The sequence below is a fragment of the Methylobacterium soli genome, from assembly GCF_008806385.1.
In the GTDB taxonomy this organism is placed as follows: Bacteria; Pseudomonadota; Alphaproteobacteria; order Rhizobiales; family Beijerinckiaceae; genus Methylobacterium; species Methylobacterium soli.
The window spans coordinates 17,574-44,549 of record NZ_VZZK01000026.1; the positions used below are offsets into that span (position 1 = coordinate 17,574).

27 protein-coding genes are annotated in these 26,976 nt (G+C 72.7%); 10 read left to right on the plus strand and 17 right to left on the minus strand.

Annotated features, from left to right (window positions below):
* Nucleotides 1-2: 2 nt before the first annotated feature.
* The 5 genes from F6X53_RS21375 to F6X53_RS21395 all read right to left on the minus strand — a co-directional run bounded on the left by F6X53_RS21375 (nucleotide 3) and on the right by F6X53_RS21395 (nucleotide 5,067).
* Entirely contained in the window at nucleotides 3-419 is a 417-nt protein-coding gene (locus F6X53_RS21375; RefSeq protein WP_151002382.1) for an HIT domain-containing protein, read from the minus strand.
* Nucleotides 420-557: 138 nt separating this feature from the next.
* Nucleotides 558-1,172 (minus strand): hypothetical protein, encoded by a 615-nt coding sequence (locus F6X53_RS21380; RefSeq protein ID WP_151002383.1) that lies wholly within the window; start codon nucleotides 1,170-1,172, stop codon nucleotides 558-560.
* Between the two features lie 140 nt (nucleotides 1,173-1,312).
* A complete protein-coding gene (locus F6X53_RS21385; protein WP_151002384.1) occupies nucleotides 1,313-2,773 on the minus strand; it encodes a methyl-accepting chemotaxis protein in 1,461 nt (486 codons plus the stop codon).
* Between the two features lie 184 nt (nucleotides 2,774-2,957).
* On the minus strand, nucleotides 2,958-3,821 hold the full coding sequence (locus tag F6X53_RS21390) for a universal stress protein (protein WP_151002385.1): 864 nt from the start codon (nucleotides 3,819-3,821) through the stop codon (nucleotides 2,958-2,960).
* 58 nt (nucleotides 3,822-3,879) lie between these two features.
* A complete protein-coding gene (locus F6X53_RS21395) occupies nucleotides 3,880-5,067 on the minus strand; it encodes an acyltransferase family protein (RefSeq protein WP_151002386.1) in 1,188 nt (395 codons plus the stop codon).
* Nucleotides 5,068-5,311: 244 nt separating this feature from the next.
* Between F6X53_RS21395 and F6X53_RS21400 the strand changes: the two genes are divergently transcribed.
* Nucleotides 5,312-6,016: a DUF4142 domain-containing protein gene (locus F6X53_RS21400; protein ID WP_151002387.1), complete on the plus strand. Its 705-nt coding sequence runs from the start codon at nucleotides 5,312-5,314 to the stop codon at nucleotides 6,014-6,016.
* A 119-nt stretch (nucleotides 6,017-6,135) separates the two neighbouring features.
* Here the strand turns inward: F6X53_RS21400 and F6X53_RS21405 are convergent, their stop codons facing one another.
* The 3 genes from F6X53_RS21405 to F6X53_RS33275 form a co-directional block, all read right to left on the minus strand.
* On the minus strand, nucleotides 6,136-6,801 hold the full coding sequence (locus F6X53_RS21405) for a carbonic anhydrase (RefSeq protein ID WP_151002388.1): 666 nt from the start codon (nucleotides 6,799-6,801) through the stop codon (nucleotides 6,136-6,138).
* A 77-nt stretch (nucleotides 6,802-6,878) separates the two neighbouring features.
* A complete protein-coding gene (locus tag F6X53_RS33270) occupies nucleotides 6,879-7,418 on the minus strand; it encodes an NUDIX hydrolase (RefSeq protein WP_238296494.1) in 540 nt (179 codons plus the stop codon).
* 12 nt (nucleotides 7,419-7,430) lie between these two features.
* Nucleotides 7,431-8,168, minus strand: coding sequence for a DUF429 domain-containing protein (locus tag F6X53_RS33275; RefSeq protein ID WP_238296488.1), 738 nt, complete (start codon nucleotides 8,166-8,168; stop codon nucleotides 7,431-7,433).
* Between the two features lie 209 nt (nucleotides 8,169-8,377).
* Between F6X53_RS33275 and F6X53_RS21415 the strand changes: the two genes are divergently transcribed.
* From F6X53_RS21415 to F6X53_RS21430, 4 genes are all read left to right on the plus strand, one after another.
* Entirely contained in the window at nucleotides 8,378-9,265 is an 888-nt protein-coding gene (locus tag F6X53_RS21415) for an HpcH/HpaI aldolase/citrate lyase family protein (RefSeq protein WP_151002389.1), read from the plus strand.
* Complete coding sequence (gene dut / locus F6X53_RS21420) at nucleotides 9,262-9,813, plus strand: dUTP diphosphatase (RefSeq protein ID WP_151002390.1); 552 nt, start codon at nucleotides 9,262-9,264, stop codon at nucleotides 9,811-9,813. Before F6X53_RS21415 ends, dut begins: the two co-directional genes overlap by 4 nt.
* Before the next feature lie 66 nt (nucleotides 9,814-9,879).
* Entirely contained in the window at nucleotides 9,880-10,353 is a 474-nt protein-coding gene (locus F6X53_RS21425; protein WP_151002391.1) for an RrF2 family transcriptional regulator, read from the plus strand.
* Between the two features lie 279 nt (nucleotides 10,354-10,632).
* Complete coding sequence (locus tag F6X53_RS21430) at nucleotides 10,633-11,808, plus strand: HD-GYP domain-containing protein (protein WP_151002392.1); 1,176 nt, start codon at nucleotides 10,633-10,635, stop codon at nucleotides 11,806-11,808.
* Between the two features lie 18 nt (nucleotides 11,809-11,826).
* On the opposite strand, the gene F6X53_RS21435 is transcribed toward F6X53_RS21430, so the two are convergent.
* Complete coding sequence (locus F6X53_RS21435; RefSeq protein ID WP_151002393.1) at nucleotides 11,827-13,728, minus strand: glycoside hydrolase family 15 protein; 1,902 nt, start codon at nucleotides 13,726-13,728, stop codon at nucleotides 11,827-11,829.
* A gap of 404 nt (nucleotides 13,729-14,132) precedes the next feature.
* On the opposite strand from F6X53_RS21435, the gene F6X53_RS21440 reads away from it, so the two are divergent.
* Nucleotides 14,133-15,428, plus strand: a complete 1,296-nt coding sequence (locus tag F6X53_RS21440; protein ID WP_151002394.1) for an ammonium transporter — start codon at nucleotides 14,133-14,135, stop codon at nucleotides 15,426-15,428.
* Between the two features lie 79 nt (nucleotides 15,429-15,507).
* Here F6X53_RS21440 and fabI read toward each other — a convergent pair whose 3' ends face one another.
* The 4 genes from fabI to fabA form a co-directional block, all read right to left on the minus strand.
* The gene (gene fabI, locus F6X53_RS21445; RefSeq protein ID WP_151002395.1) at nucleotides 15,508-16,338 is read right to left on the minus strand and encodes an enoyl-ACP reductase FabI; all 831 of its coding nucleotides are present in this window, start codon (nucleotides 16,336-16,338) and stop codon (nucleotides 15,508-15,510) included.
* Nucleotides 16,339-16,789: 451 nt separating this feature from the next.
* Nucleotides 16,790-17,329 carry an NMCC_0638 family (lipo)protein gene (locus F6X53_RS21450; RefSeq protein WP_151002396.1) on the minus strand — a complete coding sequence of 180 codons (540 nt, stop codon included), beginning with the start codon at nucleotides 17,327-17,329 and terminating at the stop codon, nucleotides 16,790-16,792.
* A 351-nt stretch (nucleotides 17,330-17,680) separates the two neighbouring features.
* Nucleotides 17,681-18,907, minus strand: a complete 1,227-nt coding sequence (fabB, locus tag F6X53_RS21455; protein ID WP_151002397.1) for a beta-ketoacyl-ACP synthase I — start codon at nucleotides 18,905-18,907, stop codon at nucleotides 17,681-17,683.
* 135 nt (nucleotides 18,908-19,042) lie between these two features.
* Entirely contained in the window at nucleotides 19,043-19,582 is a 540-nt protein-coding gene (gene fabA / locus F6X53_RS21460; RefSeq protein WP_151002398.1) for a 3-hydroxyacyl-[acyl-carrier-protein] dehydratase FabA, read from the minus strand.
* Between the two features lie 326 nt (nucleotides 19,583-19,908).
* Between fabA and F6X53_RS21465 the strand changes: the two genes are divergently transcribed.
* Nucleotides 19,909-20,631: a YoaK family protein gene (locus tag F6X53_RS21465; RefSeq protein ID WP_373875992.1), complete on the plus strand. Its 723-nt coding sequence runs from the start codon at nucleotides 19,909-19,911 to the stop codon at nucleotides 20,629-20,631.
* A 140-nt stretch (nucleotides 20,632-20,771) separates the two neighbouring features.
* Nucleotides 20,772-21,284, plus strand: a complete 513-nt coding sequence (gene irr, locus F6X53_RS21470) for a Fur family transcriptional regulator Irr (protein ID WP_151002400.1) — start codon at nucleotides 20,772-20,774, stop codon at nucleotides 21,282-21,284.
* Nucleotides 21,285-21,355: 71 nt separating this feature from the next.
* On the opposite strand, the gene F6X53_RS21475 is transcribed toward irr, so the two are convergent.
* Nucleotides 21,356-21,928, minus strand: a complete 573-nt coding sequence (locus F6X53_RS21475; protein WP_151002401.1) for an SH3 domain-containing protein — start codon at nucleotides 21,926-21,928, stop codon at nucleotides 21,356-21,358.
* 324 nt (nucleotides 21,929-22,252) lie between these two features.
* Between F6X53_RS21475 and F6X53_RS21480 the strand changes: the two genes are divergently transcribed.
* Both F6X53_RS21480 and F6X53_RS21485 read left to right on the plus strand, forming a co-directional pair.
* Nucleotides 22,253-23,257, plus strand: coding sequence for a 2-hydroxyacid dehydrogenase (locus F6X53_RS21480; protein WP_151002402.1), 1,005 nt, complete (start codon nucleotides 22,253-22,255; stop codon nucleotides 23,255-23,257).
* A 29-nt stretch (nucleotides 23,258-23,286) separates the two neighbouring features.
* Nucleotides 23,287-23,763: a cupin domain-containing protein gene (locus tag F6X53_RS21485; protein ID WP_151002403.1), complete on the plus strand. Its 477-nt coding sequence runs from the start codon at nucleotides 23,287-23,289 to the stop codon at nucleotides 23,761-23,763.
* Nucleotides 23,764-23,769: 6 nt separating this feature from the next.
* Here F6X53_RS21485 and F6X53_RS21490 read toward each other — a convergent pair whose 3' ends face one another.
* The 3 genes from F6X53_RS21490 to F6X53_RS21500 all read right to left on the minus strand — a co-directional run bounded on the left by F6X53_RS21490 (nucleotide 23,770) and on the right by F6X53_RS21500 (nucleotide 26,879).
* A complete protein-coding gene (locus tag F6X53_RS21490; protein WP_151002404.1) occupies nucleotides 23,770-24,399 on the minus strand; it encodes a cyclic nucleotide-binding domain-containing protein in 630 nt (209 codons plus the stop codon).
* Nucleotides 24,400-24,573: 174 nt separating this feature from the next.
* Entirely contained in the window at nucleotides 24,574-25,878 is a 1,305-nt protein-coding gene (locus F6X53_RS21495; protein WP_191970934.1) for a flavin monoamine oxidase family protein, read from the minus strand.
* The gene (locus tag F6X53_RS21500) at nucleotides 25,875-26,879 is read right to left on the minus strand and encodes a Kelch repeat-containing protein (RefSeq protein WP_151002405.1); all 1,005 of its coding nucleotides are present in this window, start codon (nucleotides 26,877-26,879) and stop codon (nucleotides 25,875-25,877) included. Before F6X53_RS21500 ends, F6X53_RS21495 begins: the two co-directional genes overlap by 4 nt.
* Between the last annotated feature and the right edge of the window lie 97 nt (nucleotides 26,880-26,976).

A 26,976-nucleotide genomic window follows, 5' to 3' on the forward strand; every position in this document is an offset into this window, starting at 1 on the left:
CCTCAGGCTGCCGCGAACAGGGCGGCGGCGCGCTCGACGAACTGCGCGCGGGCATGGGCCGGGTAGGGCCGGCGCTCGCCGTGGCCCCAGACCGGGCCGGGCCAGGCCGGATCGGAGCGGAAGCGCCCGACCACGTGGACATGGAGCTGCGCCACCACGTTGCCGAGCGCCGCGACATTGACCTTGTCGGGCCGCGACAACGCCTGCATCACCCCGGCGGCGATCCGGATCTCGTCCCAGAGATCGGCCGCGTCGGTCGCGCCGAGATCGGTGATCTCGCTGGCGCCCGCGCGCCGCGGCACCAGGATCAGCCAGGGGAAGCGGGCGTCGTCCATCAGGAGGACACAGGAGAGCGCGAGGTCGCCCACCAGGACGGTGTCGGCGGCGAGGCGCGGGTCGAGGGCGAAGTCTGGCTGCATCGCGCCAGCATGTAGCGCGCTTTCGCCACCCGTGGAGCCCCAGCCCGGTCGCGAGACCGCGATGCGGTTCCGGCGACGTGGAGGCGCGATCCCGGCCGGGGGCCGCGCGTCGCGCCGGATCCCCGATGCGCGGCCGCGCTAGAAGGCCGGGACGGCCCCCCGGCGGCCGACGACGACGAGGTCGGCCTCGAGGTCTCCCTTCCGGCCCGGATGGGCCTGCGCCACCGTCTCGGCCCCCTCGACGAGGAGCGCCTTCTCGCCCGGCACCGCCTGGGTGACGCGCGCATCCGCCGGGACCCGGACGCTGCGCGTGCCGCCCTCGAAGCGGAGCGTGACCATGCGCGCGTCCTCCCCCGAGAGGCCGTCGACCCAGCCCGTCGTCAGCGTCTCGGCGCCCTTCTCCGCCCAGGGGCGGTGCCCGGCGAGGTAGCCCCGCAGCGAGGGCGCGTAGAGGGTCACCTCCCGGGCCGTCAGGCCGCCCCCGGAGGCCGGGACCGTGAGGGCGCCGAGATAGCTCTCGGGCTTGATGTCGCGGACCTTGGCATCCGTCACGGAGAGGAGCGTCGTGCGGCGCGAGAGCCGCATCGTCACGGCGGCGCCGGCTTGGCTGCGCAGCGTCAGGAGGTCGTCGTCGCGGCTCACGATGGTGCCGCTGTAGCGGGTCTCGGCCGGCTCGGCCGCGGCGGCCGTGACGAGGAGGCTCAGGACGGCGAGGGCGGGCGCTGCCCGCCGGGTCAGGGTGGCGAGGATCACGCGTCAGGTCTCCGGGGGGGGGCTCCGAGGGGCCGACACGAAGCCGGGCCGTGCGGCAACCGGGCTCGGGCGCCCGAGGTTCCGCCCCCGTCCGTCGCGCCCCGGTCCGTCGCGCCCTTGTCCGTCGCCTCCCTGCCCGCTCACCCGGCCTTGAGGAACTCCTCGATGCTGCCGTGCAGCTGCGTGGCGCGCTGGGCGAGGTTGAGGGCCACGCCCTTGACCGCCTCGGCGAGGTTGCCGGTCTCGTGCGCGGCCGCGGAGACCCCGCCGATATTGTCGGTCATCTCGACCGTGGAGGCCGCCTGCTCCTCGACCGCGGTGGCGATCGCCGCGGTCAGCCGGGACAGCTCCTCGACCGCGCCGGTGATGGTCCGGATGGTGTCGACGGCCCGTCCGGTGGCGTTCTGGATGGCCAGGACCTGCTGGGTGATGTCGTCGGTGGCCTTGGCGGTCTGCGCGGCCAGGATCTTGACCTCGCTCGCCACCACGGCGAAGCCCCGCCCCGCCTCGCCGGCCCGCGCCGCCTCGATGGTGGCGTTGAGCGCCAGCAGGTTGGTCTGGTCGGCGATGGACTTGATCATCCCGACCAAGTTCTCGACCTGGCCGGCATTCTCCGAGAGCGTCCGCATGGTGGCGTCCGTCGTGCCCGCCTGGGCGGCGATCTGCTGGGCCCGCTCGGAGACGCGCCCGACCCGCTCGGAGATCTCCTGGATCGCGCGGGTCATCTGCTCGGAGCCCGCCGCCACCGAGGCCGCGCGCTCCCGCGCCCCGCCGGCCGAGCGGGTCAGCCCCTCGGCCGAGTCCCGCATCTCCTGGGCGGCGGCGTTAACGATCTCGACCACCTGCGAGACCTCCGAGGCCATCTGGACCTGCCCGGTGACGATCGACCAGGTGAGCATCGGCCCGATATAGCTGTCGTCGGGTCCGGTGATGGCCGAGACCTGCAGCTCCAGGACCTCCGAGCCGAGCCGGATCCTGGTCCGGTGCGGCAGGCGGCTCGGATCGGCCAGCATCGAGCGCTGGTACTTCAGGGTCTGGTGGAAGACGTCGAAGGAGGTGCCCAGCATGTCGGCGATCTTGATCGGCAGGTGCTGCTCGATCGGCGCCAGGGTCGTGCGGGAGGTGGTGTTGAGATAGTTGATGCGGAAATCGTTCTCCGGGTCGGCCGTCATCACGGCCACCGGCATCCGGTCGATCATGCTGATGAGGCGGTTCGACGCGATCGTCTTGGCGGTGATGTCGGTGGCGAACTTGATCACGCCCTTCGGATGGCCCTTGGGGTCGAGGAGCGGCTTGTAGATCGCCTCCAGCCAGATCGGCGCGCCCTTCTTGTTCCGCCTCAGGAACTCGCCGGCCTGCGGCTCGCCCCGGCGCAGCCCGGACCAGAACGCCGCGTAGGCGCCGGAGGCGGCCTCGTTCGGCTCGACGAAGATCCGGTGATGGCGTCCCTGGATCTCGTCGAGGCCGTAGCCCATGGTCTTCAGGAAATTCGCGTTGGCGGTCAGGATCGTGCCGTCGAGCGCGAACTCGATGACCGCGAAGGAGCTGTCGAAGGCCTGAAGCCTGGCCAGGATGTCGTGAGGGATGGATCTGGAGAACATCGGCGCCCTCGGCGGTGCAGACGACGAGGTATAGGACCCGCCCCGCTAAGGCTCCGCTAAGCTTAAACCCGGCGTGACTGGGCACTTCTCTGCCGTTTCGCGCTTTCCGGTTCCTCCGCCCGATCCGCGCGGACCCGTTTCCTGCCAGCGCCAGGCCGGGTCCCGCCGCCGGGGCGGCGCGCCCTCAATGCGCCATCAGCAGCGGCAGGTCGGCATGGGCCAGGAGGTGGCTCGTCGGGCCGCCGAAGATCATCTGGCGCAGGCGGCTCTGGGTGTAGGCGCCCTTGATCAGGAGGTCGCAGCCGAAGTCCTTGGCCTCGGACAGGAAGGTCTCGCCGGGGGTGCGCCGGCCCGCCGGCAGCGCCCGCCAATCCGCCTCGACGCCCTCGCAGGCGAGCGAGCGGGCGAGGTCCTCGGCGCTCGGGCCCGGCACGGTGCCGCCCTCGACGCTGACGACGCGGACGCGCTGGGCCGCGTGCAGGAACGGCATCGCGAAGGCGACCGCCCGGGCCGTCTCGGTGGAGCCGTTCCAGGCGATGAGGACCGCCTCGCCGAGGCTCGCCGGCGCGGTTGGCGGAGCGAGGAGGATGGGGCGCCCGCCCTCGAACAGGGCGGTCTCGAAGGTGGTCATCCGGGGCGAGCCGTCGTCGGAGCCGGGGCGCCCGACCACGGTCGCGGAGAACAGCCGGGCATACTGGCCCAGGAAGGCGTCGCCCGCCGGCACGTCCTGGCGCCAGCGATAGCGGGGGCCGGCCGCCGCCACGTTCTCGGGCAGGCAAACCCCGTCGCGGGCATGGCGCGGGATGGCGGCGCCCTCCATGGCGGCGACGAAGCGGGTGCCCGCCTCCTCGGCCTCGACGCGGTCGGCCTCCTCGTCGCGCAGCCACGTCATGCCGCCCACCATGTCGACGGGGACGTATTCGGCGAGCGCGGGACGCAGGGAGACGCCCTCGATCAGGCTGCCGAAGCGGCGCGCCGTCAGCATCGCTGTCTCGAACACGGAGGGGAGCGCATCGTGGAGCGCGACCGGTACGAGCAGGGTCTTCATCGCCTCACCTCACCAACATTCCGCAACCGCCCCGCAGGCCGTCTCGTTCGGCCGGAGGCTAGTGCCGTTTGGGCCGGCGGGGAACTCGCTGTGCGCCCGCGCTCACACGGTTTTTCGCGCCCCCCCCGATGCGCCGGTCCCCCGGATCGAGGCGTGCGCGCGCCCACGCGGTCAGCGGGCGCTCCACCAGCCGGTGGACCAGGAGGGCCGCCGGCACCGTCAGGGCGAGCATCAGGGCAAGGCTCCCCCAGGGACCGAGGACCGGCCCGAGGCCGAGGCGCAGGAGCGCCTCCCTGACCCCGCGCAGCACGAAGGGATGCGTGAGGTAGAGGGCGTAGGAGGCGTCCCCGACGGCGGCGGCCCAGCGCAGCGGCGCGGAGACCCGTGCCCCCGCCGGCTCGTCCCGCGCGGCCTGCATCGTCCGTCCCGCCGCGCGCGGCCGGCCGAGGGCGGCGGCAGCCACCAGGAGGGAGGCCGGCACCCCGTAGGCGAGGGGGCGCAGGAAGCCCGTGGCCTCGCCGAGGAGCGGGTCGGCGAGGGCGAGGCCCGCCACCCCCGTGAGCGCGAGGCCGAGGCGGACCGGCCCCGCGAGCCGCACCCCTTCCCCGCGGGCGAGGCCGAGGGCGGCCCCGAGCGCGAATTCGAGGATGATCGGATTCGTCCAGAAGGCGAGGGGCAGCGCCAGGTCGGGCGCGAGGGCGTTCACCAGGGCGAGGAGGCCGAGGGCGGCCAGGATCCACGCCACCGCCCCGCGCCGCCGCCAGCCGAGGCCGAGGGCGAAGAGGGCGTAGAAGAACATCTCGCAATTGAGCGTCCAGCCGAGGGTGTAGAGGGGCTGCGGCGTCCCGTCCGGCCGCAGGGCCGGCCAGAACAGGAACGAGGCCGCGACGTAGAAGGGCTCCAGCAGGTCGGCGCTCCCCGCCCCGAGCATCCCCGGCGCCGCGAGGGCGAGCCCGAGATAGAGGGCGGTGACGAGCCAGTAGAGCGGCACCACCCGGGCGACGCGGTGGGCGAGGAAATATGTCCGCGCCCCCGGCTGGCCGTAGAGGGGGGCGGCCGCGTGCACGATGATGAAGCCCGAGATCACGAAGAACACGTCGACGCCCGCCGCCCAGGGCAGGAGCGTGCTCGGGACGAAGGCCTGGCCGGTCCGGGCCGCGAGCAGGCCGGCCTCGTTCTGGGCGTGGTGGGTCGCCACCAGCAGGGCGGCCGCCGCCCGCAGGATCTGGACCAGGATGAGCTTCACGCCGCAGGTCCCGTTAGGGCGCGACAGGGCTCGCCAGGCTTGGGACGCGCGCGCAGCAAGGTCAAGCTTGCGTTCGGTCCGGTCGCATCCAAGGAAATAAGCCCCAAATTCTCTAGGAACAAAGCCAGGCTCGCCCCGTTGACGGCCAGAAGTGCTTTCCGAGGCACCGACTGATCATGGTCTGACTGATCACAGGTCGTCCGAGCCGGAACTGTACGTCGACAACCATTCATTGAGGTTCGATATGTTTAAGAAATACGCCGCCATGTCCGCACTCCTGGTCGCCGTCTCCACCCCGGCGATGGCCCAGGGCATGGGCGATTTCCGCCTCCAGGCGATGCAGGCCAACGCCTTCGAGATCCAGTCGAGCCAGATCGCGCTGTCGAAGTCCCGCAACCCCGCGATCCGCAACTACGCCCAGCACGCGATCCGCGACCACCGCGCCGCCAACGTGGCTCTGGCCGGCGGCGAGCGCGACTACGTGGCGGCCAATGGCGGCCCGGTCGGCGGCCTGATCGGCGCGCCCCTCGCGGTGGCGGGCGGCGCGGTCGGCGCGGCCACGGGCGCGGCGGCCGGTGTCGTCGGCGGCACCCTCTCGGGCGGCCCGGTCGGCGGCCTCGAGGGCCTCGGCTCGGGCGCGCAGCGCGGCGCGGCGGCCGGTGCCGGCCTCGCCCGGGGCGATGTCGACGCCACGGCAGGCACCACCATCGTGCAGCCGAACCCGGAGCAGCAGGCGATGCTCGCCGAGCTCGCCCAGACGCCCCCCGGCGCGCGCTTCGACCGCGTCTACACCCAGCAGCAGCTGGCGGCCCACCAGATGACCCTCGGCATGACGCAGGCCTACGCCGCGTCGGGCCCGAACCCGGCCCTGCGCAACTACGCCCAGCAGGCCCTGCCGGTGCTGCAGGAGCATTACGCGATGGCCCAGCGCCTGCCCGGCGCCCGCTGAGCGGCCGGAATCGATCCAGGGCCGCCACGGCCCTATCCAGGGCCGCCGGGGAATTTCCTCCGGCGAGCCCCGACCGGACACGGCGGGCCTCGGGCCCGCCGTTTTCGTGCGCGGCGCGCTCAGGTGCAGCGGATCAGCGCGGACGGGCTGAGGCTCTGGCCGGCGCCGTCCGTGATCGTGGCGAAATCCCCCGTCTCGGGGTTGCGCACCAGGAGCTCGCCCGAGGCCACGCCGAAATGGGCGCCGTGCAGGCGCAGCGTGCCCGCCTCCACGCGCTCGCGCACGAACGGGAAGGTCAGCAGGTTCTCGATGCTCTGGCTCACCATCGCGTGCTCCATGCGGGTGAGGTAGTCGGGGGCCGAGGAATCGCCGGCCTTCTCCTCGGCGGGCTTCACCAGCGAGACCCATTTGCCGATGAAGTTGCCCGACGAGAGCGGCTTCGCCTTGTTGGCGAAGGCCTTGATGCCGCCGCAGGTGGCATGGCCCAGCACCACGATGTGCTTCACCTCCAGCGCCTGAACGGCGAATTCGAGCGCCGCCGAGGTGCCGTGATACTCGCCGCCGGTCTCGTAGGGGGGCACGATGTTGGCGACGTTGCGGATCACGAACAGCTCGCCCGGGCCGACGTCGAAGATCACCTCCGGCGAGACGCGGCTGTCGCAGCAGCCGATCACGAGCACGTCCGGGTCCTGGGTCTTGGCGAGCTGGGCATAGCGCCGGCTCTCGTTGGGGAATCGATTCTCCAGGAAGGCGCGGTAGCCTTCGGTCAGCTTTTCGGGAAACATGCGGTCAATCTCCGGCCGTCGGTTCGGGTGTCAACGTAACGGCGTTGTCACTCCCATGTCCCGGCGCGGAGGCGGACTCAAGCGCCGCGCCACGACAACGTGACCGGGGCCTCCGGGATATCCCCGGAGACGAGGCGCCGCGCGAGCCCGGCAAGCCCCGCCGGCTCGATACGCGCGCCGCTCGCCTCCAGCTCGGCCAGGCTCCACCAGCGGGTGCCGAGCACCGGGTTGTCCTCGGTCTCGGCGAGGCGGCCGGTGTCGATGCGGTCGTCGGGCAGCCGCACCAGGAAATAGCGCTCGCGGGCATCCCGCGGGGTCTTGAACAGGTGGAAGGGCCCGTCGCAGCGCCCGACTTCGGGGCCGATCTCGGCCTCGGCCACGCCGATCTCCTCCGACAATTCGCGGCGGCAGGCCTCCCTGTGGGTCTCGCCGGCCTCCAGCCCGCCGCCGGGCATGAACCAGAAGGTCCGGTCCTCCGGCCGCGCCGGATCGATCGGGCGCACCGCCTCGTAGGCGATGAGCAGGAGCCGGTCGGCCGGATCGAAGACCAGGGCGCGGGCGATGTGGCGCAGGGGCGGCGCGCTCGGGGTCGGGTTGGGGTTGGGCCGTTCGCTCATGCGCGAGACCTATCACGCCCGGGCGGCGGGCGCCCAGATCACGACGGGCAGGCCGTGGCCGTCCCACTCCGGCGGATCGGGGAGCGGCACGGCGCGTCCGAGCAGGATGTCGCGGGCGACGACGAGGCCCGCCAGCGCATCGAGATGGTCGTCGGCCCCCGCGCCGCGCGGGCGGGCCAGGACCAGGGCCTCCGGCAGGCCGGCCGCGAGAAGCAGCGCCCGCCGCTCCGCGAGGCCCCGCGCGCGCTCCGGCCCCTTCTTCCGCGCCAGCGGGGCGCCGCCGTTGAGGCCCCGGAAGGCGATCTCGGGATGCACCTCGTGAAGGCGGGCCGCGAGCGCCGGCCGGGCGCGCAGCAGCGTGTCCACGGCGCGCACGGAGCCCAGGATGTTCCAGCACTGGATCGAGGGCGCGAAGGGCGGGTCGCTGTTCTCCCGGCACAGGCGCTTGGCCTGCGCATAATCCGGCGCGTAGACGGCCGCGCGCGGCGGCACCGGGAAGACGCTGGCGCGCCCCGACGCGCCCAGGACCGCGCGGGCGGCCCGGTCGGCGCCGCGCCCGCCGCCGCTCACCCGGTCGGGCAGGCCGATCGGCACGTCGATGCCGACGCAGAGCGGCGCCTCCGGCCCGTCGAGGCAGGCGGCCACGTCCGCGAACAGCCCGGTGCGGAAGCGGCCCGGATCGTCGAGGTCCAGGAGGGCGCCCGCCCAGGCGCCGCGGCAGCCGTCGAGCCCCGCGATCCAGCGCGCCATCCCGTCCCCGCCGCCTCCGATGTTCGCCCGCGATCCGCCCTGCGATTCCGGCCCGCGATTCCGACCTGCGATTCTGGCCCCGTCCTTGTCTCGCTGGTGCCGGGACGGTATCGGCGTTTGCGCCGGCCGGCTATGCGGCACCCGAGTTTTCCCGGGCACCCGGGTTTCCGGGCCCGGCAATCACCCGGCACGAGGAGGGGTCTTTCCACATGACCGAGATTCGCCCCCGTCGCAGCGTCCTCTCGATGCCGGGCTCGAACCCGCGCGTGCTGGAGAAGGCGCAGGGCCTGCCCGCCGACGTCGTGATGATCGACCTCGAGGACGCGGTGGCGCCCGAGGCCAAGGCAACGGCCCGCGAGGCCGTCGTGGCCGCCGTGCAGGCGGGGGCGTTCGGGCGCCGCGAGGTGGTGGTGCGGGTCAACGCCCTCGACACGCCCTGGGGGGAGGCGGACCTCGCCGCCGTCGCGGCCGCCGCGCCCGACGCCATCCTGGTGCCGAAGGTGCACGGGCCGGATGCCCTGGTGACGGTGGGCGCGCGCCTGCGCCGGCTCGGGGCTTCGGCCCGCACCCGCGTCTGGGCGATGATCGAGCATCCCCTGGCCATCCTGGAGATCGGCGCCATCGCGAGCGCGGCGCGGGACGTCGACACCCGCCTGTCCTGCCTCGTTCTCGGCCCCAACGACCTCGCCAAGGCGAGCCGCGTGCGCCTCGGCGTGCCGGGCCGCCCGGCCCTGATGCCCTGGCTGATGAGCGCGGTCGCGGCCGCCCGCGCCTACGAGATCGACATCATCGACGGCATCTACAACGCCTTCCGGGACGAAGCGGGCTTCCGGGCCGAGTGCGCGCAGGGCCGCGATTGCGGCTTCGACGGCAAGATGCTGATCCATCCGAGCCAGATCCCGGAGGCCAACGCGGCCTTCGGCCCGACCGAGGCCGAGATCGCCGAGGCCCGCGGGATCATCGCGGCCTTCGCGGCGCCCGAGAACCAGGGCCGCGGCGCGATCGCGTTCGAGGGCCGCATGGTCGAGCGGCTCCATGCCGAGGAGGCGCGCCGCGTCCTCGGCATGGCGGACGCCATCCTCGCGCGCCACGCATGAGCGCCGCGCCCCTCGACGTCGCCGTCCGGCTCCTCGACGACCGCCTGCCGGGCTGGGGCTTCCCGCGCTGGGGCTCGGCGGCCGCGGCCGGCCTCGACCTGCATGCCTGCCTGGACGCCCCCCTGGACCTGGCGCCGCAGGGGCCCCCGGCCCTGATCCCGGCCGGCCTGGCGGTGCTGATCGGCGACCCGGATTGGTGCGGCTTCGTCTTCGCCCGCTCCGGCCTCGGCCACCGGGAGGGGCTGGTTCTGGGCAACGGCACCGGCGTGATCGACGCCGATTACGAGGGGCCGCTCCTGATCTCGGCCTGGAACCGAAACCCGGCCCCCGGACCCGCCATCACGATCGCGCCCGGCGACCGGATCGCCCAGCTCGTCTTCACCCGGGTGACCCGGCCGCGCCTGCGGATCGTGGAGGCGGCGGGCCAAATGTCCCGCGAAGGCGAAGAATCCCGCGAAGGCGAAGAATCCCGCGACGGCCAACCATCCCGCGAAGGCGCCCGCTCCGGCAGAGGCCAGGGCGGCTTCGGGTCGAGCGGGCGGCGTTGAGCATCCGGTCGCGGGCGGGGGCGGACCGGCGCGCATTCCGCCGCCGAACCGCGTAGCATTCCGCCCATGCGCCCCGTTCCCCCGTCCCCGCCGGCCATTCCCGTTCCCGCCGGGCGGCTGCGCCTCGCCGCCGCGGCCGTGGTGGACATCGCGCTCCATGCGCGGCCCCAGCCCGTGAACGCCCGGATGCTCGCCGACCGCCACGGCCTGCCGCCGCGTCATCTTGAGACAGTGCTGCAGGCCCTCGTCCGGCACGGCCTGCTCAAGGGCGTGCGCGGCCCCCGCGGCGGCTACGAGCTCGCCCGCGAGCGCCGCCGCATCAGCCTCGGCGACATCGCCCGCGCGGCGGCCGGGGAGGAGGGGCCGGCTGACGGCGCGCCCTCAGTGCTGATCGCCACCCTGGTGGAGCCCACGATCCAGGCGGCGCACGCGGCCTTCCTGGCCGCCCTCGACGCCGTCACGATCGAGGAGCTGTGCCGCCGGGCCGAGAGCCTGCAGGCGGTCCGGCCCGAGCCGCCGCCGCCGCATTTCGACATCTGATTCCGGTCCCGGCCGATCCGTCCGGGGCCCGGGCCCGCCGCGCCGCGGGGCACTGACGCGCGGCCAAGATGCTGCGCCCTCAAGCGATTCCTCGGATGACCGGACCCGGTGGGAGCGCGCCGGCCCCGGGCATCTCTGGCTCAAATCGTCCAATGTCCCGAGCGATTCCGCAAATTTAGCTCGTTTCGGTGCGGCTCGGAGCCGTGTCGGAAAGGCGTGATTTCAACCTCGCTTAACGCGTGCTCAGCATACTTCACCCTGAAGCAAGAGTTGGATCGCATGGGCGCAGATCTCGAATTCTCCGAGCGAGCGGATCACGGCCGGGATCTTGGCCAGGATTCCGGCCAGGATTCCGGCCAGGAACACGGCCAGGATCTCGGCCAGGATCTCGGGCCGCGTGACGCGGCCGGCGCGTGCGAGCCCGAGCCGGCCCTGATCGCGGTCCTGGCCGCCTCGGCGCCGCCGCAGCTGCTGCCCGCCCTGCGGGCCCTCGGCCACGAGATCCAGCTCTTCGGCCCCGAGGAGATCGGGGAACTCGCGGGCTGGCCGGTGGCGCTCATGGTGGTGGACCAGGACAGCCTCGGCGGGCCGGAGATCGTCCGGACCCTGCGCCGCCTCGACGGGCATGCCCGCACGCCGATCCTCCTCGTCGCCTCGGGCGAGGCCGGCGCGATCCGCCGCGCCGCCGCCGCCCTCGCGGTGACGGAGGTGCTGGTCCGGCCCCTCGACCCCATCGAGCTGCAGATGCGCGTGCGCGCCCTGGTCGAGCTGTCGCTCGCCCGGCGCGAGGCCGAGCGGGCGACCCGGACCATGTCCCGCCACGTGGCGGGCGTGGTGGCCGAATCGGAGGCGCGCGAGCGCGAGATCATCCAGCGCCTGATGCTCGCGGCCGAGTTCCGCGACGACGATGCGGGCGACCACCTCACCCGGGTGGCGGGCTGCACCATCGCGATCGCGGAGGGGCTCGGCCTCTCCGAGCGCGAGGCCAACGACATCGCGCTGGCCTCGACCATGCACGATATCGGCAAGATCGGCATTCCGGACAGCATCCTGCTCAAGGCCGGGCCGCTGACCTCGGAGGAGCGGGCGGAGATGCAGCGCCACGCCGAGCGCGGCCACCGGATGCTGCAGAACAGCCCCTCGCGCCTGCTTCAGCTCGCCTCGGAGATCGCCCTGACCCATCACGAGCGCTGGGACGGCGCGGGCTACCCGCAGGGGCTGTCGGGCAGCGCGATCCCGCTCTCCGGCCGCATCGTCGCGGTGGCGGACGTGTTCGACGCGCTGATCTCGGAGCGGGTCTACAAGGCGGCCTGGCCGCTGGAGAAGGCCCGGGCCTACTTGGTCCAGCATCGCGGCAGCCATTTCGACCCAGCCTGCGTCGACGCCTTCCTGTCCCGCTGGGAGGACATCATCGGGCTGCTGCAGGACCGGCCCGCCACCCCGAAGGCGGCCTGAGCGGCGCCTCCGGGCCGGTCACTCGGCAGCCTGGGATTCCTCAGACTTCGATCCCTCAGCCTCGGACGTCTCGCCCCGCGCCTCGGATTGCCCGACGGCCCCGAAGGTCGCGATGCAGCGCTCCAGGCGGATCGCCGCGTTGATCAGCGCCATGTGGGTGAAGCCCTGGGGCGTGTTGCCGAGCTGCTCGCCCGTCCTCGGGTCGATCTCCTCGGCGAACAGCCCGAGATCGTTGCCCCGCGTGATCAGGCGCTCGAAGATCGCGGTCGCCTCGCCCGTATGGCCCGCGAGCGCGAGGCAGCCGACCCGCCAGAAGGCGCAGGGCGTGAAGGTGCCCTCCTGGCCCTCCAGCCCGTCCTCCATCCGGTAGCGGTAGAGCAGGTCGCCCGCGCCGAGCTCCCGCTCGATGGCGCGCAGCGTCGCGAGCATGCGCGGATCCTGCGGGTCGATCGCCCCAAACAGAACCACCCGCAGCACCGCCGCGTCGAGGTCGTCGCTCTCGTAGGTGCCCGCGAAGGCCTGCTTCCCGGGATTCCAGGCCCGCTCCAGATACTCGGCGCGGATCTCGCCGGCGGCCTTCTCCCAGGCGGCGATCCGCTCGGGCGCCACGCCCCCGATCTTGCGGGCGATGCGGGCGGCATTGTCGAGGGCGACCCAGAGCATCGCCTTGGTGTGGGTCTGCTGGCGCCGCTCGGTCCGGAACTCCCAGATGCCGTGGTCGGGCGCGTCGCGGCAGGCGATGGCGCGGGCGGTCAGGTTCTCCAGCACCTCGGGCAGGCGGTCGTTGACCTTCTCGGGCGGATCGTAATCCACCGCCTCGAGGAAGGCGCAGAGGGCCCGGAGCAGCTCGCCGTAGATGTCGTGCTGGTCCTGGTTGGCGGCGGCGTTGCCGATCAGGACGGGCCCGACCCTGCGCCAGCCCGAGAGGTGCGTCAGCGCCTCCTCCTCGGGCATCGCCCCCGTGATGGCGTAGAGCAGGCGGGTGTCGCGGCCGAAGCTGCCATCGGCCTCCCGCAGGAAGCGCAGGAACTCGGAGGCTTCGCGCACGTAGCCGAGCATCACGAAGGCCGTCACCGTGAAGCTCGCATCCCGCATCCAGGTGAATCGGTAATCGTAGTTGCGGTTGCCCGGCACCGCCTCGGGCAGGCCCGCGCTGGCGGCGGCCACGATCGCGCCGCTCGGCGCGTAGGTGAGGAGCTTGAGGCAGAGGGCCGAGCGCAGGACCGCCTCGCGGTAGGGGCCGTCATAGGTGCAGCGGGCGCTCCAGCGCTCCCAATAGGCCGCCGTGCGCTCCAGGCAGCCTTGCGCGCCGGACAAATCCTCGATCGCGGCGGCCTGCCCGTCCTCCCCATGGGTGAGGATCAGGTAGGCGGTCTCGCCCGCCTGCAGGGTGAAGGCGGTCTCCGCCGCGTCGCCCTCGAGCCGCGGCGGGTGCGAGGCGCTGACCCGCAGGCGCTGGTCGCCGGCCTCGAACAGGACCGTGCCGCCCTGGATCACCGGCGTGCAGGGGCGGCGGGCGTAGTCGAAGGTCGGGCGGGTGCGAAATCGCCCCGCCACGCTGCCCGCCTCGCAGGTGACGAGGCGGATCAGCCGGCTCTCGCCCTCGCTGTCCGGCCCCTCCGCGGGCTCGGCTGCCGGCGGGTTCACCGGCATCAGGTCGGTGAGGCGGGCCCGCCCCGTGCGGGTGGTGACGGTCGTCTCCAGGATGTTGGTGCCCGGCCTATAGCGCCGCTCGGAGCCCGTCGGGTTCTCCCAGGCGAGGCTGCAGGCGCCCCCGCGCACCGTGTCGAGGAGGCGCAGGAACAGGGCCGGCGAATCGTGGCGCGGCCAGCACAGCCAGTCGATCGAGCCGTCCCGGGCGATCAGGGCATTGGCGTGGGTGTCGCCGATGATGGCGTAGTCGCTGATGGGCTTGGACAAGACGGCTCGCTGGGCGGCTGGCGCGGGGGAGGGCGGGTCTTGCGCCGGGATCGCCACGAGGTAGCGCCAGCGGGTTTGGGATCGATGCGCCTCGACAATCTGCCACACGGAGCCGTCGGCCGCCCCGCGAGCCGGGCGGGCGCTCTGGCGCGTGCATGGGCAGGTTCCGCCCTCAGAGATGCATCGGCGCCACACAAAGCGGCAGGTTGATTGCATGCTAGGCAGGCAAGACCCGATCACGGCCCTGGTTATCACGGGTCTATGATCCCACTGACCGAGGAAACCTGATCGACGCGTGCCGCCCGGCCCCGGATCTGCACGCGAGATCAGCAAAGACTGCCCAATAAGACGGCACAATGCCGACCGGAACCGCACGTCGCGCCCGCCCCGAAAGGCTTTTCCGCATGTTGTCCCTTCTCCGACGCGGGCTTCCCGGCCTCGCGCTGCTCCTCCTGTCGGCCGATCCGAGCTTCGCGGCCGGCGGCAGCGTCGATAGCGGGCAGGTGGCCTGGCTCCTCACCGCCTCCGCGCTGGTCCTGTTCATGACGTTGCCCGGCCTCGGGATGTTCTATGGCGGCCTCGTCCAGGCCCGGAACGTCCTCTCGGTCCTGATGCAGTGCTTCGCGATCTGCTGCATCGCCTCCGTGCTCTGGGCGATCTGCGGCTACAGCCTCGCCTTCGACGGGGACGGGGCCCTGATCGGCACCCTCAACAAGGCCTTCCTGGCCCATCTCGACGCGGTGCGGGCGCCGACCCTGCTCCCCGAGAGCGTCTTCGCGCTCTACCAGATGACCTTCGCGGTGATCACGCCCGCGCTCATCATCGGCGCCTTCCCGGAGCGGGTGGCCTTCCCGTTCGTCGCCCTGTTCTCGGCCCTGTGGCTGATGCTCGTCTACGTGCCGGCGGCGCACTGGATCTGGGGCGGCGGCTGGCTCGCCGGCCTCGGCACGCTGGATTTCGCGGGCGGCATCGTGGTCCACACCACCGCCGGGATCTCGGCGCTGGTGCTGGCCGTGATGGTGGGCAAGCGCCGCGGCTTCCCGGCGACGCTCGCCCCGCCCCACAGCCCCGGCATGACCATGGTGGGGGCCGGCATGCTCTGGGTCGGCTGGTTCGGCTTCAACGGCGGCAGCGCCCTCTCGGCGGACGGCAGCGCCGCCAACGCCATCCTGGCGACCCATCTCTCGGCGGCGGCCGGCGCCATCGCCTGGACGGCGGCCGAGTGGGTCAAGATCCGCAAGCCCACCTCGATCGGGCTCGTCACCGGCTGCGTCGCGGGGCTCGCCACCATCACGCCGGCGGCGGGCTTCGTCTCCCCGGCTGCCGCCCTCGCCATCGGCACGACGGGCGGCCTCGTCTGCTTCTTCGTCACGCTCTTCGTGAAGCAGCGGCTCCTGATCGACGATTCCCTCGACGTCTTCGCGGTCCACGGCGTCGGCGGCATGCTGGGCTCGATGCTGCTCGCCGTCTTCGCCCTGCCGGAACTCGGCGGCAGCGGACTCGGCGCGGGCGGCAGCCTCCTGCGCCAGCTCGGCGTGCAGGCGCTCGCCATCGCGGTGGTGGCCCTGTGGTCGGGCCTCGTCACCTTCGGGCTCACCCGCATGCTCGGCGCCGTCACCCCGCTGCGGGTCGACGCGGAGGCGGAATACGAGGGCCTCGACCTCGCGAGCCACGGCGAGCGGGCCTACGAGTACACCTGAGGCGTCGGAGGCCCGCGCCGCCATACGGGCGCCGTGCCCCGGATGGCGGCGCGGGTCCCGGGGGCCGCGCGGACCGGCCTCAGGCGTCGCCGACGACGCCCGCCGCGTCCTGGGCCTGGAGCACGTCGGGGCGGGGCATCGAGATGATGTTGAAGCCCGAATCGACGAAATGGATCTCGCCCGTGACCCCGCCCGAGAGGTCGGAGAGCAGGTAGAGGGCCGAGCCGCCGACATCCTGCATGCTCACCGTGCGCCGCAGCGGCGCGTGCGCCTTCTGATGGTTGAACATCAGGCGGGCATCCGCGATGCCGGCACCCGCCAGCGTCCGCATCGGGCCGGCCGAGAGGGCGTTGACCCGGATGCCGTCGGGGCCGAGATCGGCCGCGAGGTAGCGCACCGAGGCTTCGAGGGCGGCCTTGGCCACCCCCATCACGTTGTAGTTCGGCATCACCCGGGTCGAGCCGCCATAGGTCAGCGTCAGGAGCGAGCCGCCGCTCCTCATCCGCTTGGCCGCCCGCTGGGCGATCTCCGTGAAGGAGAAGCACGAGATCGTCAGGGTGCGCGAGAAGTTCTCGCGGGTGGTGACGTCGACGTAGCGGCCCTTGAGCTGCGCCTTGTCGGAGAACCCGATGGCGTGGACCACGAAGTCGAGCTCGCCGCCGAAGCGCGCATCGAGGCCCGCGAAGGTCGCGTCCACCGAGGCCAGATCCTCGACGTCGCAGGGCAGCACGATGTCCGAGCCGAGCTTGGCGGCGAGCGGCCCGACGCGCCGGCCGAGCGCCTCGCCCTGATAGGTGAAGGCGAGCTGCGCGCCGTGGTCGTGGAGAGTCTTGGCGATGCCCCAGGCGATCGAGTGGTCGTTGGCCACCCCCATGATCAGGCCACGCTTGCCCGTCATCAATCCCGTCATGCGGCTCCGCCTCGATTGCTGCCCATCCCCGCATGCAAGCGGGGTCGATGGGGGGCAGAGGCTTAGCGCGGGGGTCGCGCCGATGTCCAATCGCGGGCGGCGCTCAGCCCTTGGTGGGTCGCGCGCCCTTGCGCCGTAGCGATTGCCGCTGCGGCGGAGAGGGTTCTAGAGCCGCGCCCGATCGCGTTGCAACGGGCTGGAAAATCGGCAGCCCCAGTCCGGTTCGGCGCGACGGACCCCCTCTCCCGTGCGGGAGAGGGTTGGGGTGAGGGATGAGCGCCTTCAGGATGGAGCATGCGGTCGTATCGCCGACTGGGCGCCGATCGGGCGCACCTCGTTCTGAAAGGTCTCGACCCTCACCCTGTCCCTCTCCCGCACGGGAGAGGGGATCCGCGCCCGCTTCGGCACGGGCGCGGCCGACGGTCCCGTCGCAACGCGATCGGGAACAGCTCTAGGGCGCCGCGGGCGAAAGGGTGGCGGCGGCCTGGATGGGGGCCGCCGGCTGGTTGTTCGTGCTGATCACGAGGCGATACGCCCGGTCCCCGATGGTCAGGCGATCGACCACGCTTCGCCCCTCCGGCTTCTGCTCGTCGGACACCTGCGTTGCCTGCACGGACAGGCCTTTGAAGAACGAATGAAGCTGGGGGACGATGTCGGCATTGCTGCCTTCGCCCATGAAGGCCGTGCAGGTGCCGTTATCCTCGGAGACCAGCGCCAGGCGCGTGACCTTGTTCGAGGCGTCGAAGCCGACGCCCTTGCGCTCGCGAAGGAAGATTGCCTTGCCGGCTTCGTTCAATTCCGGGACGCCCCGCTTGCCGAGGAAGTCCCGCAGGGCCTCCGGCCGCCCCGCGAACTGGACGCAGGTCTGCGTGAAGAGCCCGATCATCTGAGCCGCGGCGGGAGACGCGTTGCCGGGCGCTTGCGCTGAAGCGGGCTGCGCGAAGGCGGCTGCGGCTGCAACCATCGTGGCCAGGAGGGGCGGATGTCGCATGGGTGTTTGTCCTACGGGAGGCAGACGCCGTCCCTGGCCGGCGGCCGGGGCGCGCCAAGAGGGCAGCGCCAAAAGAAAAGCCCTGCCGCGCGGCAGGGCTCGGGACCTGACGAACCGGGAGGGTCAGAAGTACCCTTCGGTCTCCGCCTTCGCGTCGTCGATCAGGGCCTGCTTCGCGTAGATGCCGGCGATCCCCGCGAGGGTGAAGCCGCCGAGGATCCCGAAGACGAGCCAGAGCATCTGCGTGCTTTCCCTACCGTGTAACCGGAAAAACGCAGTGACGAAAATTCGGTTCCGCCCCCGGCCGGAACCCGGCGGGGCGAAACCGTTTCTTCACGCCTCGCCGGAGGCTCAGGCGTCGACGTGCTTGAGGACCAGGGTCGCGTTGGTGCCGCCAAAGCCGAAGGAGTTCGACAGGACGTGGCCGAGCTGCACGTTGTCCCGGCGCGCGCGCAGGATCGGCATGTCGGCGAAGGCCGGGTCGAGCTCGTCGATATGGGCGCTCTCGCAGATGAAGCCGTTCTGCATCATCAGGAGCGCGTAGATCGCCTCCTGCACGCCGGTGGCGCCGAGCGAGTGGCCGGTGAGCGACTTCGTGGCCGAGATCGGCGGGCAGGATTCGCCCCGGCCGAAGACCTCGCGGATCGCCTCGATCTCCTTGTCGTCGCCGACCGGCGTCGAGGTGGCGTGCGGGTTGATGTAGTCGATGCGCGCGCCCTTCAGGCCCGCGAGCGCCTGGCGCATGCAGCGCACCGCGCCCTCGCCGGACGGCGCCACCATGTCGTGGCCGTCCGAGGTGGCGCCGTAGCCCGCGATCTCGCCGTAGATCCGGGCGCCGCGGGCGCGGGCATGTTCCAGTTCCTCGAGCACCAGCACGCCGGCGCCGCCCGCGATGACGAAGCCGTCGCGGTTGGCGTCATAGGCGCGGGAGGCCCGGGCGGGGGTGTCGTTGTACTTCGACGACATGGCGCCCATGGCGTCGAACAGGACCGAGAGCGTCCAGTCGAGGTCTTCGCAGCCGCCCGCGAAGATGATGTCCTGGCGCCCGCCCTGGATCACCTCGGCGGCGTTGCCGATGCAGTGGTTCGAGGTCGCGCAGGCGGACGAGATCGAGTAGTTCACGCCCTTGATCTTGAACCAGGTCGCGAGCGTCGCGGAGGCCGTCGAGGACATGGCCTTGGGCACCGCGAAGGGGCCGACGCGCTTCGGGCCCTTCTCGCGGGCGATGGCGGCGGATTCGACGATCACCCGGGTCGAGGGACCGCCCGAGCCCATTATGATGCCGGTGCGGTCGTTCGAGACGTCGCCCTCCTCGAGCCCCGCATCGCGGATCGCCTGATCCATGGCGACGTGGTTCCAGGCGGTGCCGCCGCCGTGGAAGCGCATGGCGCGCCGGTCGACCACGCCCTCCGGGTCGAGGCTCGGTGCGCCCTCGACCTGGCTGCGGAAGCCGTGCTCGGCGTAGGAGGCCGAGCGGACGATGCCGGACCTCGCTTCCCGCAGCGAGGCCAGCACCTCCTGGGTGTTGTTGCCGATGGATGAGACGATGCCCATCCCGGTGATCACGACACGGCGCATGGAAACCTGTCTTCTCCGCCGCGACGCTTGCCCGCGCGTCGCGCTCCGGTCACGTAGGTCGGCGCGGGCACAATCTCAACCGGCGCCGGGGCAGGGGCCCTGTGCCCGCGGGCGGGCGTTCGACCCCGCACGCTCTCAGGACTGGAACAGCGCGACGCGCAGGTCCTGGGCCTCGTAGATGCGCTTGCCGTCGGCCTCGACCGTGCCGTCGGCGATGCCGAGGACGAGCTTGCCCTGCCGCACGCGCTTCAGGTCGACATTGTAGACGACTTTGCTGACGCTGGGCAGCACCTGATCGGTGAACTTCACCTCGCCGACGCCGAGCGCCCGGCCGCGGCCCGGGGCGCCGAGCCAGCCGAGATGGAAGCCGACGAGCTGCCAGAGGGCATCGAGGCCGAGGCAGCCCGGCATCACCGGATCGCCCTTGAAGTGGCAGCCGAAGAACCAGAGGTCCGGCCGGATGTCGAATTCGGCCCGGACATGGCCCTTGCCGTGGGCGCCGCCCTCCGTCCCGATCGAGGTGATGCGGTCGAACATCAGCATCGGGGGGAGCGGCAGCTGCGCGTTGCCGGCGCCGAACAGCTCGCCGCGCCCGCAGGCCAGCAGGTCCTCGTAGCTGAAGCTCGATGCCCGGGCGGGCGTTTGCGGGGCGGTCTGGTCGGAGTCGGAGGGCATGAAGGCGGGCTGATCCTCGGCTTGGGGAGCGTGCCGCGCGGGGTCGCCGATGGGCTGGCCGCACCGCGCGGGGAAAAATCGCGGCCTCGTTAGCACAAGGGGGATGCGCCATCAAAGCCGGGGCCCGCGGGGGCCCGGGGCCGGGGCGGGCGCGCCGCCGTTCCGGCCGGCACGATTCCCTTTCAAATTGCATTTCCGATTTTCGAATTGCATGCCTAGCGCCGAGCCGGGGCCGGGGCGCCGCCGGCGAATGATCGAAGGCCCCGCGGGAGTCCCAGGCCCTGACTGCGCAACCCCAACTCCCCGCCGGCCCGGCGCAGGCCCAAATCCCTGCCGGCTCGGCGCAGGCCTCCGCCACGGGGTTTCGGGCCCAGCGGGACCTCGCCACCGGGATCGGCCTCGGCTTCGTCGCGGGTTTCGTCGACGCGGCGGGCTTCGTCGCCCTGTTCGGGCTGTTCACCTCGCACGTCACCGGCAACTTCGTGCTGATCGGGGCCGAGCTCGTCTCGACCTCGGGGGGCGTCCTGGCCAAGCTCCTGGCCCTGCCGGCCTTCGTGCTCGCGGTGGCGGCCACCCGCCTGATCGCCCTGGCGCTGGAGCGGCGGGGCATCGGGCCTCTGCGCTGGCTCCTTGGCCTGCAGGCGCTGCTCCTGGGGCTGTTCTGCGGCGTCGGCCTCGCCCTGGCGCCCCTGCACGCGGCGGACGGGCTCGACGCCATCACGGTCGGCATGCTCGGGGTTGCCGCGATGGGGGTCCAGAACGCCATCGCGCGGCTCTCCCTGGCGCATCTGGCCGCCACCACGGTGATGACCGTGAACGTGACGCAAGCCGTGATCGACGCGGTCGATCTCCTGCGCCTCGGAAGCCGAGCGGGCGGCCCGGCGGCCGCCGCGCGGGGGCGGCTCGGGCGCATGCTGCCGGCGGTGGCGGCCTTCGCGCTCGGCGCCATCGCGGGCGCCTTCGGGGTGGCGGCCCTGTCCTTCGGCTGCCTCGTCCTGCCGATCGCGGTGCTGGCCGGGCTGATCCCGCTCGCCGACCCGGAGCGGTGAGCGGACGGGGCCGCGTGCGGCGCGGGTCTCCTCCCGGGCGGGCGCAAGGCCCACCGGCACGGCCTGGGTTGCGGTGCGGCGGCGCGTCCAATATACTACGACCCAAATTCCCATCCGTTCGCGAGCGTTCAGTCCCGCCGATGTCAGATCTGGTGCCCCTGCAGGCCGTCCTCAACGCGCGGTCCTCCTCCCTCCCGGGCGAGGCCGCCGGGGCTGCCGGCCGCCGCGGCTGTCCCCTCTCGGACCTGCGGGATCGCCTGCGCCGCGCGGGCCTGCGCCCGACGCGCCAGCGCCTCTCCCTCGGCTGGCTCCTGTTCGGCCGCGGCGACCGCCACCTGACGGCGGAAATGCTCTACGACGAGGCCATGCGCGCCAAGGTGCCGGTCTCCCTGGCCACCGTCTACAACACCCTGCACCAGTTCACGGAAGCCGGCCTTCTGCGCCAGCTCGCCCTCGACGGGTCCAAGGCCTATTTCGACACGAACCCGAGCGAGCACCACCACTTCTACCTCGAGGACGAGGGCCAGGTGCTGGACATGCCCGATTGCGGCATCACCGTCGATTCGCTGCCCGAGGCGCCTCCCGGCATGGAGATCGCCGGCGTCGAGGTGATCGTGCGCCTGCGCCGCCGCAGCGGCAGCCGCCAGAGCTGATCCGGGCGCGGGATCTCGGGTCGCGCCTGGCGCGACCCGGTCTCGACCGAGTCTCGACCGGGCTTGGGCCCTCAATCCACCTTCTCGTTCGGATAGACGCCCCAGAGGCGGTCCTGGCGGATATAGCCGTCGACGTCGCCGCGCTTGGCCGGCAGCGCCACGACGAGCCGGCACCAGCTGCCGGTGCAGCTCTTCACGCTGCCGATGACGCCGGCCTGGAGCCGGGCCTCGTCCTCCGCGCCCTCGTCGGCGCGGGCGCGCAGCGGGATCGGGGCGGCCTTGTCGGCCCCTTTCGGGGCGATCACGATGGCGGTGCGCCGCCCCGACAGGAGCGAGTGCAGCACCCAGCCCTCCGTCCCTTCCGAATCCCGGATCCGGCGCCAGGTCTCGAACTCCGCCACGATCTCGACGGGCAGGCCCGCGCGCTGGAACACCCAGAGCGTGCGGTGGTCCTTCGACGGACCCTCGCGCAGGTTCACCCGGTCCGTCTTGAGGCTGGCGTAGCGCGGCAGGGGCAGCTTGGTGACGGGGCCGAGCGCGACGTCCGGGGATCCGGCCGCGGGCGCGGCCCGGGCCGGGGCACCGGAGGCCGACAGAACTGCGAGCGCGGCGACACCGACCACGAGACCTGCCGTCCAGCGCATCGAAGCCCTCCTCATCCCGCCCTCGGTGTCGTCGTCGGCAGTGGTTCCGCGCGGCGCGGCCATCCGCGCCGGCCCGTCCCGAACCGTCGGTCCTGAATCCCGCCGAGCCCGAAACCCACATTGTGTTCCGTCCCCTCTCTGGTAGAGAGGCCGGAGGCCCATTCTCGGATGGGCGCCACGCCGCCCGGACTTGTCTGGCCGAAGGTGGTTAACGGAGCCTGAACCCGACCCGCCGCCCGGCTCGCCGGCCGACGGAACCGGGCGGGCCCGGGATGCGTCGACGCCGGACGCGCGAAGCTTTGGGTCGTCGGCGGGGGAGGGGTCATGTCGTCGTTGAAGCGCAAGCCGCTCGTTGTGGTGACGCGGCGCCTGCCGGACGTGGTCGAGACGCGCATGCGCGAGCTCTTCGACACGCGGCTCAACCACGACGACAAGCCGCTCTCGCAGGAGGCCCTGGCCACGGCCCTGCGCGAGGCCGACGTGCTGGTGCCCACCGTCACCGACGAGATCGATTCCGGGCTCCTGGCCCAGGCCGGCCCGAACCTGCGGTTGATCGCGAATTTCGGCAACGGCGTCGACCACATCGATGTCGGGGTGGCGCTGGAGCGCGGCATCACGGTCACCAACACGCCGGGCGTGCTGACCGAGGACACCGCCGACATGACCATGGCGCTGATCCTCGCGGTCGCCCGCCGGGTCACCGAGGGGGCCCGCATCATCCCGGACGACGATTGGAGCACGGGCTGGTCGCCGACCTGGATGCTCGGCCGCCGCATCACCGGCAAGCGCCTCGGCATCGTCGGGATGGGCCGGATCGGGCAGGCGCTCGCCCGCCGCGCCAAGGCCTTCGGCCTGCAGATCCACTATCACAACCGCCGCCGGGTGCCGGCCCCGATCGAGAACAACCTCGACGCGACCTACTGGGAATCCCTCGACCAGATGCTGGCGCGGGTCGACATCGTGTCGGTCAATTGCCCGCACACCCCCGCCACCTACCACCTGCTCTCGGCCCGGCGCCTCAAGCTCCTGAAGCCCGAGGCGATCGTGGTGAACACCGCCCGCGGCGAGGTGATCGACGAGAACGCCCTCGCGCGCCTGATCGAGGCCGGCGAGATCTCGGCGGCCGGCCTCGACGTGTTCGAGCAGGAGCCGGCGGTGAGCCCCCGCCTCGTCAAGCTCGCCCGCAACGGCAAGGTCGTGCTCCTGCCCCATATGGGCTCGGCCACCTTCGAGAGCCGCGTCGACATGGGCGAGAAGGTCATCATCAACATCAAGACCTTCATGGATGGCCACCGCCCGCCCGACCGGATCCTGCCGAGCATGCTCTGAGGCGGGACCCGGCGCAGGAGGAACACCCGATGCCCCCTGAATCCGAGACATCCTTACCCAAGACATCCCTGCCCGAGGCATCGCCGCCCGAGACTCCCGCGCCCCTCGCCCACGCCGTCTTCGACGTCGCGGCGGCGGTCGCGGGCCTGCCCGAGACCTCGGACACGATGGTGGCCGACCATCGCTTCACGGAGGACCCGGCCGCGAGCGCGCGGGTGTTCCGGGTCTACCGGCCGACGCCGCCCCACACCCATGCGAGCTGCGACGAGTATCTCTACGTCCTGTCCGGCCGCTGCCGCATGCGCTTCGCCGACGAGGCGCCGGTGGAGGTCGGGCCCGGCAAGCTCGTGGTGTTCAAACGCGGGGTCGTCCACTCGGTGCCGGAGATCCTGGAGGAGCCGGTGGTGTTCCTCTCGGTCGACACGCCCCGGCGCGAGCCGCGCGACATCCGCTTCGTCCGCGAGGGCACCGGCACGCCCGACAGCTTCATGCGGCAGGAGCCGTAGGCGCCCTCAGAGCACCTCGGTCCCGGCCGGCACCCGATCGGGCGCGGATTTCAGCGCGCCCTGGAACAGGCGCTCGCTCGTGAGCTTCAGGAAGTAGAAGCCGAATTCCGGGTTCTGGTAGTAGAGCTGCTTCACCTCCGAATAGGCGATGCAGCGGGCGCTGCCGTCCGTCACGCAGACGAGGGAGCCGGTGCGCAGGTTCCCGGGCGAGAGCATGCCGAGCTCGCCCACGATGGCGCCGGGCCCGACCGCGATCCCGTGCTCCGGGATGCGGAACAGCCCGCTCTCCACGTAGAACAGCTCGTTGGCGGGCTCGCCCTGGCGAAACAGGGTCTCGCCGGCCCGGAAGCGCCGGCCCTGGCCGAAGGGCTTGAGCCAGTCGAAGGAGAGGTCGCCGCCCGCCGCCCGCTCCACGTCGCGCACGAGGCGCACCATCTGGTAGAGCCGGAAGGCGTTGAACGGGATCTGGATCGCCTCGGTCAGCACCACCGGCATGCTGCCGATCAGGATCCCGTAGGTGATCACCGCGAGGCTCGCCATCAGGGCGACGATCCGCAGGGGGATCATGGTGCTCATCGCCGAGGCCGCGACGGTCAGCACCGTGCCGAGATAGCCGATCGCCTCGATTCCGTTCATGCCGGGCTCCTCCCGGCGCGCTCCCAAGGGCCGGTTCCGCCACGCAGCCGTGGCATCCTGGGCCTTGCGCCGCAAGGCCGAAGCCCCGCGCCGCAGGGCCGGACCCTTGCGCCGCAGGGCCGAAGCCCCGCGCCGCAGGGCCGAAGCCCGGCGCCGCAGGGCCAGCACCGCGCGTTAGAGCGCGTCCGCCGCCGCGTCGGCCGCCCGCATGCCCTCCTGGTAGGCGCCCCCGGCGGTGCCCCATTGCAGGCGCGACAGGGCCTCGCCCGCGAACCGGATCCGCCCGCAGACGGAATCCTGCAGGGCTTGGCGCGCCCCGGCATGACCCGGCGGCACCACCGCCCAGGAGCCCCGCGACCAGGGATCGTGGCGCCAGGCGCTCACGGCCGGGATCGCGAGGTCGTGCAGGCGCGCGAAGCCGAAATGCTCCGCCAGCACCGCCCGGACGTGGCGGCGCGCCGCGTCCGCGCCGCCGAGCCCGGCATCGATCGCCGCCGCCGAGGGCGCGTCGAGCTCGAAATAATGGAAGGGCGTGCCGTCGAGCCGCGCCAGCAGGCCGGGGGGGCGGTGGCGCCCGCCGACGATGCTGGCGAGGCGGTCGGCCCCCCGGAAGGGGCTCGACGGCCAGTGCAGAACCGCGTGCTCGTAGATCCCGGTGTGGAAGCCGTCGATCGCCGCGCGGATCCCGGGCGGCAGGGCCGGGGTGAAGGCGAGGCTTTCCCGCAGCACCATCATGGGCACCGTCACGATCACGCTCCGGGCGCCGAGGGTGAGCCCCGACGCGGTCTCGACGCGCACCCTGGCGTCCGACCAGTCGATCCGGGTGACGGGGCTGTCGAGGGCGATCGGCAGGGTGTCGGCGAGGCGCGCCAGGTAGGCGCCGTAGCCCCCCGCGATGAAAAAGTTGTCGCCGTATTCCATGCTGGGGAAATCGTGCAGCGAGACCTCGGACAGGGGCAGGCCCGAGACCAGGCCGTGGACCAGGGCCACCCGCGCGCCCCAGGGGCCGAGGCTCGGCGGCAGGGCGCTGGCGGCCGGCCGGTCCGGCCCCGCCTCCGCTGCCCCGCGGCCGATGTCGCGGTCGGCCCGCGCGAAGGCCCGGGCGGAGGCCGCGGCCTCGTCCGGGCGCCCGGGCCGGCGCCCGACCCAGACATGGCTCTCCTGCGGCGCCCGCCGCAGGGGCTCGCGGCGGGCCTGGCCGAGACGCACCAGGGGATTGATCGGCCCCGCATGCAGCCAATGCGCCCCGAGATCGACCGCGTGCCCGCGCAGCAGCGTGGTGACGGCCCGGCCGCCGACCCGGTCGCGCGCCTCCAGCACCGCCACGCGCCGGCCCCGCTCGATCAGCCGCCGCGCCGCCGCGATCCCGGCCGCGCCCGCCCCGATCACGATGATTTCCGGGTCGGCGGGAAGCGGGCTGAGGCGGGGCCGGTGGCTCGGGGGGAAATGCGCGTGCGTGGGCGGGTGCGGCACTGTCATCGATCGGCCTTGTCGGGGGTCCGTCCGGGGGGCGTGCCCATCTCATCGGCCGGCGTCAGCACCTCGACGGTGCCGGATCTGTCGCCGCCGGGGCGCGGGCTGCCGACCAGGGTGTAGATGCGGCCCGCGAAGCTCACGGCCCCGAAGCCGTGGCGGGCCGTGGGGAGGCGCGCGAGCGCCCGCCAGACATCGCGGTCGGGATCGAAGGCCTCGACCGCGTCGAAGGTCTTCTCCCGCGATTCGCCGCCGATCACGTAGACCTCCCGGCCGAGCACCGCCGAGGCGCTGCCGCTCCGGGCCGTGGGAAGCGGCGCCGCCTCGCTCCAGCGGTCGGTGCCCGGATCGTAGACCTGCGTCGCCGTGAGGTTCTGGCCGGGATCGCCGTCGCGGCGCCCGCCCGCCGCGACGATCCGGCCGCCGATCGCCTGCACGGCGAGGTGGTCGCGGGGCGTCGGCAGGGGCGCGGCCGTGCTCCAGCGGTCGGTGGCGGGGTCGTAGACCGCGTGGGCCGGCGTGTTGCCCCGCCCCGAGAGGCTGCCGCCGACCACGTGGATCCGGTCGCCCAGGCGCGCCGCGCCGCCCGCCGCCTGCGGGCCCGGCATGGCCGTGCGGGGTGTCCAGGAATCGGTCTTCGGGTCGTAGGCGAAGACGTTGGCGACGGCGTTCCAGCCGTTGATGTAGCCGCCGAAGACGTAGATCTTGCCGCCCATGCCGGCCGCCATGGCGTGGTGCACCGGGTAGGGGAAGGCCGCGCCCTTGCGCCAGGAATCCCCGGCGAGGTCGTAGATCAGGATCTCGGTGGCGCCGTTGTAATCGCCGATCACGTAGGCCCGGCCGTCGATCTCCGCCACCGCGACCTCCGAGCGCTCGGCCGGCGCGGTGGTGCCGCCGGCCCAAGGCCCCACCTCGTCGGCCCCCACTTCGTGGGCCCCCACCTCGTGGGCGCGGGCCGGGCCCGAGAGGGCCGCGAGGACGAGGGCGAGGAGGGCGGTCCGGCGCATGGCGGGCGATCCATCGAGGCGAGCCGTCCGGGACGGCAGACGGGGCTTGAACGCGGGGGCGCGGCAAAAGTGCGGGCCGGGCCCGCGCCGCAGATCG